The 2,640-nt window shown below is 74.2% G+C and carries 2 protein-coding genes and 2 pseudogenes; 1 reads left to right on the top strand and 3 read right to left on the bottom strand.

The genetic code is table 11. The annotated features are described in order from the left end of the window. From L0B03_RS16325 to L0B03_RS16315, 3 genes and pseudogenes are all read right to left on the bottom strand, one after another. A pseudogene (locus tag L0B03_RS16325) lies at positions 1 to 671 on the bottom strand (hypothetical protein); the annotation flags it as partial. Then, a complete protein-coding gene (locus tag L0B03_RS16320) occupies positions 668 to 1,645 on the bottom strand; it encodes an ABC transporter ATP-binding protein (protein ID WP_250447835.1) in 978 nt (325 codons plus the stop codon). The pseudogene L0B03_RS16325 and the gene L0B03_RS16320, both read right to left, overlap by 4 nt. Before the next feature lie 42 nt (positions 1,646 to 1,687). Beyond that, a complete protein-coding gene (locus L0B03_RS16315) occupies positions 1,688 to 2,341 on the bottom strand; it encodes a TetR/AcrR family transcriptional regulator (RefSeq protein WP_250447833.1) in 654 nt (217 codons plus the stop codon). 131 nt (positions 2,342 to 2,472) lie between these two features. On the opposite strand from L0B03_RS16315, the pseudogene L0B03_RS16310 reads away from it, so the two are divergent. Beyond that, positions 2,473 to 2,640: pseudogene (locus L0B03_RS16310) on the top strand (DNA repair protein RadA); the annotation flags it as partial.

The following is a 2,640-nucleotide window of genomic DNA, read 5'->3' as shown; positions in this document are numbered from 1 at the left end:
CGCAGCACGTACGCCAGTCCCAGGGCGGCCCCGGCCGCGCCGCTCGCGCTGCGGCCGTGGTCGCCGAGCTGCGCCGTCACCGCGGCGACCCCGGTGAACACCAGTCCGACGGTCGCCACCCCGGTGGCGACCGCGACCGAGTCCACGAGGGCGAGGTCGTTGGCGATCAGCGCGAGGACCAGCGTGAGGGCCACCACGAGGTTGGCGACCACCGCGACCACGAGGGCCGCGGTCAACGGGGCGTAGCGGCCCACGGCGCCGGCCCGGACGAGCTCGGCCCGGCCGGTCTCCTCCTCGGCACGGGTGTGCCGCACCACGAGGAAGATCGACATCAGGGCGACGGCCACGCAGACCATCCCGACGAGCTCGTTGGCGACCATCGCACCGAAGGTGTAGTCCGCCAACCCGTAGCCCGGGCCGGTGAGCAGGGCACCAGCAGGGTCGGCCATGATCGCGGCCCGGGTCTGCCGGGCCGCGGCATCGGGGTAGGCGAGCGGGATGGCCAGGCCCATGTACCCGACCAGCCCGGCGACCCCGAGGGCCCAGGCAGGGATCCGGACGCGGTCCCGTCGCAGGCCGAAGCGCACCAGACGGCGGGTTCCCGTCAGGCCGTGGTCCGTGCGGGGCACGGCAGCCGGCCGCGCGGGCGCCACCTGGGTCGCCGCGCTCACCGTGCACCCCGGACGGCGTCGTCGGGCACGGCGGACGGCGTGGTGCCGTTGCGCGCCTCGGGCGGCGCGGTGCCGGTGGGCGCGCCTGTCTGCGCGGTGCCGTAGTGGTGGACGAAGAGCTCCTCGAGGGTGGGCGGGTTCACCTGCAGGCTCTCGATCCCGCGCGGGGCCAGGTGGGACATCAGCCCCGAGAGCGCCGGGTCGTCGACCGTGAGGACGGTGCGCCCGCCCTCCTGACGCACCTCGTGGACGCCGTCGAGCAGCTCCAGGCCGGTGGCCTCCTGGGTGGTCACCACCGAGACGGTCGACCGGGTGAGGTGGCGCAGCTCGGCCAGGGTGCCGCTCTGCACGTCCCGGCCCTGACGGATGATCGTGACGCGGTCGCAGAGCTTCTCGACCTCGGCCAGGATGTGGCTCGAGAGCAGCACCGTGGCCCCGGCCGCGACGGCCTCGGTCACGCACTCCTGGAAGACCAGCTCCATGAGCGGGTCGAGGCCCGAGGTGGGCTCGTCGAGCACCAAGAGCTCGACGTCGCTCGCGAGGGCCGCGACGAGGGCGACCTTCTGCCGGTTGCCCTTGGAGTAGGTCCGGGTGCGCTTGGTCGGGTCGAGGTCGAAGCGCTCCAGCAGCTCGGCCTTGCGGCGCTGGTCGAGGGAGCCGCGCAGGCTCGCGAAGAGGTCGATGGCCTCACCGCCGGTGAGCTTGGGCCACAGGTTGACGTCCCCCGGCACGTAGGCCAGGCGGCGGTGCAGGCTCACGGCCTGGTCCCAGGGGTCCGCGCCGAACAGCCGGACGCTGCCGGCGTCGGTGCGCAGCAGGCCGAGGAGCACGCGGATCGCGGTGGACTTCCCGGCGCCGTTGGGGCCGAGGAAGCCGTGCACCTCGCCGGGCTCGACCACGAGGTCGAGGCCGTCGAGGGCCAGCACGCGGCCGAAGCGCTTGGTCAGGTCGTGGACGTCGATGACGGGGTCCATGGGGCACCTCTCGGGGTCGTACGAATCTGCAGGTCGCGGGGGTCAGGCCTCCGCGGGCGGGTCCGTGACGTACATGAGGTAGGCGTCGAGCATCGAGCGGTCGGTGAACAGCCCCTGGGTGAAGAGCTCCATCGCGGGCAGGCCGGTGCGCTCGAGGTACCCGTGCAGGTAGGCGCGCAGGTCGGCGGGGTCCTCCGGGGGGTGGAGCGCGATGTCGAGCAGGAAGGCGCCGTAGCCCATCACGGTGAGGTGGCGGGCCCGGGCGACCTCGTCCCGGCTGGGGAGGATGGTCCCCGCAGCCACCCCCTCCCGGAGGTACTCCTCGGCGTCGGCCGCGAAGTGGTCGAGGAAGGCCCGGGCGAGGTCCCCGCCGGCCTGCATGCTGCGCAGCGCGTAGCCGACCAGCGGCGCCCACTCGTCGAGCTCGGCCATCCGCGCGAGCATCTCCGTGGGGCCGCTCGGGCCCAGGGCCTCCCGCTTCTGATCGCGGATGACGGCGAGGACGTGCTCGTCGCAGGCCTGGCGGAGCCCGTCCTTGGAGCCGAAGTGGTGGACCACGAGGGCCGCGCTCACGCCGGCGTCCTGCGCGATGGTCCGCAGCGAGGTCCCGAAGCCCTCGCGGGAGAACCGCAGGACGGCGGCGTCCCGGATCCGGGCGCGGGCGGTGGAGTCCTCGGCCGCGGGTGCTGAACGCATGTTCAGCATACTAAACGCTTGTTCAGCGCGGGCGCAAGAGGTCTCCGCCGTGGGCGCGGGGGATGTCCGTCCGGGGACCAGGGATGCCCCTCGGGGCGGCCGTGCGGGATGTCAGCGGGGGCCTCCCGAGGATGTCGGTGCCGGCCGCTAGCGTCGCGGGCGTGACCTCCTCGACGACCGCCCGTTCGCGCTCGGCCCGCCCTGCCCGCCCCGGCTACGTGTGCTCGGAGTGCGGGTGGACCACCGCCAAGTGGGCCGGCCGCTGCGGCGAGTGCCAGGCGTGGGGCACCGTCGGCGAG

Origin of the sequence: Actinotalea sp. C106, assembly GCF_023630195.1 — a bacterium.
GTDB lineage: Bacteria > Actinomycetota > Actinomycetes > Actinomycetales > Cellulomonadaceae > Actinotalea.
The sequence above is the reverse complement of the archived record's forward strand: the minus strand, read 5'-3'. Positions and strand labels throughout refer to the sequence as shown.

Bases quoted from the DNA above. Each gene is read 5' to 3' on its own strand.
- L0B03_RS16320 (WP_250447835.1), bottom strand. From the start codon at position 1,645: ATGGACCCCGTCATCGACGTCCACGACCTGACCAAGCGCTTCGGCCGC.
- L0B03_RS16315 (WP_250447833.1), bottom strand. From the start codon at position 2,341: ATGCGTTCAGCACCCGCGGCCGAGGACTCCACCGCCCGCGCCCGGATC.